At 64.9% G+C, this 6413-nt stretch carries 8 protein-coding genes; 5 read left to right on the top strand and 3 right to left on the bottom strand.

Annotated elements, in window-relative coordinates:
* From ACE3SN_RS02265 to ACE3SN_RS02250, 4 genes are all read left to right on the top strand, one after another.
* On the top strand, positions 1-362 hold a 362-nt coding region (locus ACE3SN_RS02265; RefSeq protein WP_374527120.1), incomplete at its 5' end, for a VOC family protein.
* A 4-nt stretch (positions 363-366) separates the two neighbouring features.
* Complete coding sequence (locus tag ACE3SN_RS02260; protein WP_374527119.1) at positions 367-1548, top strand: amidase; 1182 nt, start codon at positions 367-369, stop codon at positions 1546-1548.
* 3 nt (positions 1549-1551) lie between these two features.
* Positions 1552-2889 carry a M20 family metallopeptidase gene (locus ACE3SN_RS02255; RefSeq protein ID WP_374527118.1) on the top strand — a complete coding sequence of 446 codons (1338 nt, stop codon included), beginning with the start codon at positions 1552-1554 and terminating at the stop codon, positions 2887-2889.
* A 51-nt stretch (positions 2890-2940) separates the two neighbouring features.
* Positions 2941-3774, top strand: a complete 834-nt coding sequence (locus tag ACE3SN_RS02250; RefSeq protein WP_374527117.1) for an alpha/beta fold hydrolase — start codon at positions 2941-2943, stop codon at positions 3772-3774.
* 63 nt (positions 3775-3837) lie between these two features.
* On the opposite strand, the gene ACE3SN_RS02245 is transcribed toward ACE3SN_RS02250, so the two are convergent.
* The 3 genes from ACE3SN_RS02245 to ACE3SN_RS02235 all read right to left on the bottom strand — a co-directional run bounded on the left by ACE3SN_RS02245 (position 3838) and on the right by ACE3SN_RS02235 (position 6122).
* Positions 3838-4422: a winged helix DNA-binding protein gene (locus ACE3SN_RS02245; protein WP_374527116.1), complete on the bottom strand. Its 585-nt coding sequence runs from the start codon at positions 4420-4422 to the stop codon at positions 3838-3840.
* A 72-nt stretch (positions 4423-4494) separates the two neighbouring features.
* Complete coding sequence (locus ACE3SN_RS02240; protein WP_374527115.1) at positions 4495-5259, bottom strand: Asp/Glu racemase; 765 nt, start codon at positions 5257-5259, stop codon at positions 4495-4497.
* A gap of 170 nt (positions 5260-5429) precedes the next feature.
* Entirely contained in the window at positions 5430-6122 is a 693-nt protein-coding gene (locus ACE3SN_RS02235) for a TonB-dependent receptor domain-containing protein (RefSeq protein WP_374527114.1), read from the bottom strand.
* Here ACE3SN_RS02235 and ACE3SN_RS02230 point away from each other — a divergent pair.
* Complete coding sequence (locus ACE3SN_RS02230) at positions 6102-6407, top strand: 2Fe-2S iron-sulfur cluster-binding protein (protein WP_374527113.1); 306 nt, start codon at positions 6102-6104, stop codon at positions 6405-6407. The genes ACE3SN_RS02235 and ACE3SN_RS02230 overlap by 21 nt on opposite strands.
* Positions 6408-6413: the final 6 nt, after the last annotated feature.

Genomic DNA, 6413 nt, shown 5'->3' with positions numbered 1-6413 from the left:
CGGACTACATCGCCTGGGACGATAACGACGCCGTGTTCCTGCACTGCAACCCGCGCCACCACACCCTGGCGCTGATGGCCGAGGCCGAAGGGCGCCCCGGCGGCAAGTTCCAGCACCTGATGGTGGAATCCACTTCGCTCGACGATGTCGGCTATGGCTATGACATCGTGCGCGATCTGGGCGTGCCCGTGGCGATCGAGCCGGGCAAGCATTCCAACGACCATATGCAGAGTTTCTACCTCAAGTCGCCGTCCGGCTTCTGGGTCGAATATGGCTATGGCGGGCGTGAGATCGGACCCGACTGGGAGATCAAGAACTACGACCAGCCAATGCTCTGGGGCCACCGGATGGTGGGGAACTGAGCCGATGGGGGTTGCCGAATGCCTCGCCCGGATCGACGCGCGCGACCATGCGGTGCGGGCCTGGGCATACGTGGACCGCGCCGCAACCGGCGGTGAAGGTCCGCTTGCCGGGGTAGTGCTGGGCGTCAAGGACGTGATCGACGTGTCCGGCATGCCGACCACCCACGGATCGCCGATCTATGCCGGCAATATCGCGGCGCAGGATGCCAAAGCTGTTGCCCTACTGCGCGCGGCTGGTGCGGCGGTGCTGGGCAAGACGGTGACGGCGGAATTCGCCACCTATCATCCCGGCCCCACGGTCAACCCGCGCAAGCCCGGCCACACCCCGGGCGGCTCGTCGAGCGGGTCGGCGGCGGCCGTGGTGGACGGGCAGGCCGACATTGCGCTTGGTACCCAGACGGCAGGCTCGATGATCCGCCCCGGCAGCTTCTGCGGCACGCTGGCCTTCAAGCCCAGCTTCGGGCGTTATCCTGACGAGGGCGTGCTTTCGACCGCCCCCAGCCTCGATACGCTGGGCCTCTTCGCGCGCGATCTCGATGTGCTGGTGGCGGCCGATGCCGTGCTGAGCGGCGAAGCGGACAGTCCCGCCCCGCGCGTGCCCTTACAGGTCGCGATCTGCCGGATGCCGGTGTGGGATCGGGCCAGCACCGAGATGCAGGATGCGCTGATCGACTTTGCCGCCAAGCTGCACGCGGCAGGCTGCATCGTCAGCGCCGTGACCCTACCTGAGCCCTTCACCCGGTTGCAGGACGCGCAGCTGCTGATCCACCGCGCCGAAGCTGCGCAGGTGATGGGCCATATTCGCCGCGATCATCCCGATGCGGTCAGCCCGGAATTCCGCGAAATGATCGACACCGGCGCGGCGACCAGCGCCGAGGACTATGCCGCCGCCCGCGCGCTTCAGAAGGAATGCAAGGCCCTGCTGCCTGCGATCTTCGCTGACGTGGACCTGCTGCTCGCCCCCGGCGCACCGGGCGCGGCGCCCGAAGGCATCGGCGCAACCGGTGATCCGATGTTCCAGCGAATCTGGACTGCCACTGGCGCGCCGTGCCTCGGCTTTCCGGCCGCCTGGCGCGCTGATGGCTTGCCACTGGGGCTGCAGGTGATCGGCCAGCCCGGAGCCGACCGCCAGCTGCTCGCCGATGCCCAGACAATCATTGCCCATGCCGCGCTGAGGGAGGCCTGAATCATGGAACCGAACCCGATCCCGACTACTGCCATGCCGTTCACGCCGGAAATGGAAGCCGCCTATGCCAAGGCGCGCGCCCGGCTCGATGCGGGGCGGCTGAAGCAGTTGCTGTTCGACATTACCGACATTCATTCGCCCACCGGTGCAACGCGCAAGGTGGCCGAGTTTGTCGCGGGGCGGATGAAGGACGTGGGCCTCAAGCCCACGCTTGATCCGATGACCGAGATTTCGTCGAACGTGCTGGGCGAAAAGCGCGGCTCGGGCGAAGGCGCGACGCTGCTGCTTTACGCTCCGATCGACACGCACCTGGAAGGCGACGAGAGCGATTTCCCCTGGGCCGGCCCGGAACAGTATGCCGACCTGAAGCCTCATGCCACGATGGTTGGCGATTGGGTTTATGGGCTCGGCTCGTCCAATCCCAAGGCGATGGTTGCGGGGCTGATGGAAGTCGCCACCGCGCTGATCGAGGCGGACCTGCCGCTGAAGGGCACGCTCAACGTCGGCTTTGCCGATGGCGGGATGCCGGTGACGATCCCGGCCCGCAATAACGCGGGGATGAGCCACGGGGTGCACCACCTGCTCAACCGCGGGATGGCGCCCGATTTTGCGATCATCATGAAGCCGTGGAACTGGGTCTATCACGAAGAGCCGGGGATGGGCTGGTTCAAGATCGGCGTGAAGGGCACGCTGGGCTATGCCGGGGTGCCGCGCGGGCTGGATGCCTTCCGCAGCTCGGTCGTCCCCGCCGCCACGGTGATCCTTGAGCTGGAGAAGTGGCTGATCGACTATGCCGAGCGCAACAAGTCCGGCGATATCTATCCGCACGGCTGGATCGCGGGCGTGCGCGGCGGCTGGGTCGAGCGGCCGGCCTTCCCTAGCGCCGTGACCGAGATCTTCTTCGACGTCCGCATCAGCCCGCGCACCACGCCGGGCGAGGTGAAGGCGCAGTTCGAAGCCTTCATGACCGACCTCAAGCGGCGGTTCCCCGAGATCGACTGCGACTGGGAGATGTACGGTTCCGCCCCCGGCGGCACCACCGATCCCGACAACTGGATCATCCAGTCGGCCCGGCGCGGGTGGGAGCATATCGAGGGTAAGCCCTATCCCAAGCCCGAACCGCTGGGCGGGCAGACCGACGGCGCGGCGCTGCGCCGCCTTGGCGTGCCGACCGCGCGGATGGGCTGGCCGTGGCCGGCCGAAGGTTCGCCCGAACCGATCGCCGAAGGGCTGGGCGGCATGGGGGCGACCTATGTCCCCGATCTGATGCCGTGCCTTGAGAAGATCCTCTACGCCTGCATCGACACGCTGATGCGCCCCCGCACCGAACTTGGCCTTTGATCTGGGGCCTTTGATCAAGCGCTGCGCCCCCGCAGCCCAATGGAGCATGAGATGACTGACAACCCCGAACTGGGCAAAACGCTGGCCACCTGCGGCTACACCACGAACTACCATGACGAAGGGCAGGGCGATGCCGTGCTGCTGCTGCATGGTTCCGGCGCGGGGGTTTCGGCCTGGGCGAACTGGCGCGGGCTGATCCCCGGCCTGTCGCAGCGCTATCGCGTGGTCGCGCCCGATCTGGTCGGCTTTGGCTATACCTCGGTTGCCGATGACTTTGAATTCAAGTTCATGGACAGCTGGATCGACCAGCAGCTGGCGGTGATGGACGGGCTTGGCATCGAGAAGGCGCACATTGTCGGCAACAGCTTTGGCGGCGCGGTGGCGCTGTGGATGGCCTGGCGCGCGCCGGAACGCACCGGGCGGCTGGTGCTGATGGGCGCGGGCGGCGTGCCGATCGTGGTTGGCCCGGAACTGGCCGCGCTGTGGGGCTACAAGCCGTCGCCCGAAGCCATGCGCAACGCGATGAGCGTGATGGCCTACAACCAGGACTTGATCACCGACGAACTGGTGGAAATGCGCTACCGCGCGACCATGCGCCCCGGTGCGCAGGAAGTGTTCGAACGCGTATTCCCGCTGCCGCACCAGCGCTGGCTCGATGCGGAGGCGCTGCCGATCCACGGGCTGCAGGCGATCAAGAACGACGTGCTGCTGATCCACGGCCGCGAAGACCGCGTGGTGCCGCCGCAGGCCTCGCTGACCATGCACCAACTGCTCGAAAACTCGCAGCTGCATTCGATCGGCAAGTGCGGCCACTGGACCATGGTCGAACACGCCGCGCGCTTCCGCCAGCTGGTCGAGAACTTCCTCGACGAAGCCAGCGCCTGACGCTCTCTCCAGCGGCCCCGGCGTCCCTTTGGGGGCGTCGGGGTTGGAGAACGACGTTTCAGTTCAATACTGTGCGTTGTAGGTGGTCGAACTGCGGGCCATTTCTTCGTAGATGCCGGTCAGCATGCTGATCAGCTTGGTCATTTCGGAAATGCGTTCGTCGATGTTCGAAATCGTGCTGATCGCCCGGATCAGCAGATCGCTGCGGATCGCGGCATAGCCATCGGTGATCTGCTTGCCCTTGTCGGTGACGACATAGGAAAAGCTCTTGCCGGTCTTGTCCTTGGACTTGCTGATCAGCCCGGCCCCTTCCAGCTTGCGCAGGCTGTATTGCAGGTTGGCGAGATCGTCGCGGTTCATCATCCGGGCGATGGTGATGGAGTTCTTCGGCCGGTTGTGCATCCGGATGATGTGCAAAATCAGGTGCTCTGCGAACTTGATGTCTTCGTCGATCAGCAGCGAGCTTGAGGTCGAAACCCAACGCGCAAAGGCCTCATAAAGCCGGATAAGCCCCCATTCGAACTCGGTCACCTGCACTTCGGTGCCGGTGTTGGCGAGATGCCAGTTCTGGTAGTACTTGGGTTCCATGCGCTCCCCTACCTGCCTTGAGCGGTGTTGGTCGAGTTTGGTCACCCGCGAAGTAGTCATGAATCTGGGGCCTTTTCAATCCCGGGCAACAACCTTGCGCCCGGCTGTGGTGCTTGTGTGGCGCGCGGCGGGTCAATTCAGCGCGTGGAACCCCTCGGACAGGGCAAAGCCCGCACCGACGGATACCGGATCGAGTCCCAGCTTCTGAAGCATGACGCGGGCGGTGCTGGTCGCCGCCGTGATCACCGGTAAGCCCAGCTTGTCCTGTACCGCCTCGATCGCGGGAAGCGAGGGCATTTGCACGCAGGCAGAGAGCACCACGGCATCGCTGCCGGTCAGGTCCAGTGCATCGACATCTGCGATCAGCGCCATCGGATCGCGCCGCCCGACCTCAAGATTGTCCGAGATTTCAAGCGCGATCGAATCCTGCACGGCGATCCCTTCGTGGACGATGTAATCCACCACCAGGTCGGTGAGTGGGCGCATATAGGGCGTGACCACCGAAACCTTGCGGGCCTTCATCTCGTGCAGAACCTGTACCAGCGCGCCCGCGCTGGTTACGATCGGGCAGGCATGGCCGGCTTCGGCAACCGCGGCACCAAGCCGTTCCTCGCTCACGCAGTGATAGCCGCGCCCGGCCGACATGATTGCGACCAGGCACGCATAGCCGATGATGTCGACTTCGGCATCGGCGAGCTGGCGTGCGCAGCCAACGCTCTGCGCATCCATTGCGGCCAGCTCTTCCTTGGTGACGTGCTTCATCGCCATTCGCGAGGAATGGAAGGTGAAATCTTCGGGCCGGATCGCGCGCCGTGCCAGCAGCATGCGCGGCACTTCGGTTTCCATCGTGGTATTGGAACTGGGGACGATCTGACCGATACGGTAGGTCTTGGACATCAGGGGAATCGCTCTCACCGAAGGGTCTGAGCCTGCCTGATAGGCGGGCCTGCGAAGCCTGCAACACAAGGGGGTGGGCTGCTTCTCACTTGGTGAGATGAGCGAAATTTTTCGACCGGTCGGCCCTTCCGCGCTGGAGAGGATGGTGCGCGGAAGGGCCTTGGCCGGCGTCAGAAGCGGACGGTTGCCTCAACTCCATAGGTGCGCGGGGCACCCGGCGTGAAGAAGTCGAACCCGAAGCTTTCGATGTTCAGCCCGTAGGCATTGTACGATTTGTCGAACAGGTTCTTGGCCCAGATCGAGGCGCTGAAATTGCCCGCATCATAGCGCAGGCTGGCATTGACCAGCGCATAGCCGCTCTGACCCTTGCCCAGCGGCCCGAACGCCTGGCGGTCGTTGAACGGATCGAAGTACTGCTGCGAGACGTAGGTGACGTCTGCCGACAGGTCGATCCCGCCCTTGTCGAATTGGACCAGCGTAACGGTGGGCGAGAAGCTGGCCGTCCACTTGGGCGCAAACGGGAAGGCATTTTCGCCCAGGGCGATCCCGCGCGGATCGGTCGCCGCCGGATCGCCCGGAGCGAGGAACTGACCGTCGTTGTAGCGCGTGTCGAGGTAACCGACCGAGGCATCGAGCCGCAGGCGCGGGTGCGGGCGCGCCTTCAGTTCCAGTTCGAAGCCAACCATCCGCCCGCCCAGCGTCAGGGTCAGCTGGTCGGTCAGGTTGATTTCCGCTTCGAGGAAGGCGGCATAGGTCCACTGCGATTGGCGCAGCTGGACCCCAGCCAGATCAGGAGCGAACGCTTCAGTGCGGATGAATTGAGCACAGCGCGGCGCGAGGAAGTGGAACGGCTTGAACGGCAAGCCGCAGGCAAGAAGATCAAGGTTACGATCAACGGCAAGCGCCGCGCGCTGACCTATGATCCGGCGCTCGAATCCATTCTGGAAAACACCCGGGCGGCTGGCCTTGCCGCGCCGTTCGCCTGCAAGGCCGGGGTTTGCGCCACCTGCCGCGCGCGGGTGGTGCAGGGCCAGGTGGAGATGATCCGCAACTTCGGCCTGGCGGCTGACGGAATGGAGCGGGGCTATGTGCTGACCTGTCAGGCGATCCCGCTGTCCGATGATGTCGAGATCGACTTCGACGCCTGAGATGAG

Source organism: Novosphingobium sp., from assembly GCF_041915465.1.
In the GTDB taxonomy this organism is placed as follows: Bacteria; Pseudomonadota; Alphaproteobacteria; order Sphingomonadales; family Sphingomonadaceae; genus Novosphingobium.
Note: the sequence above shows the minus strand (reverse complement) of the source record. Positions and strands in the feature narration are given on the sequence as shown.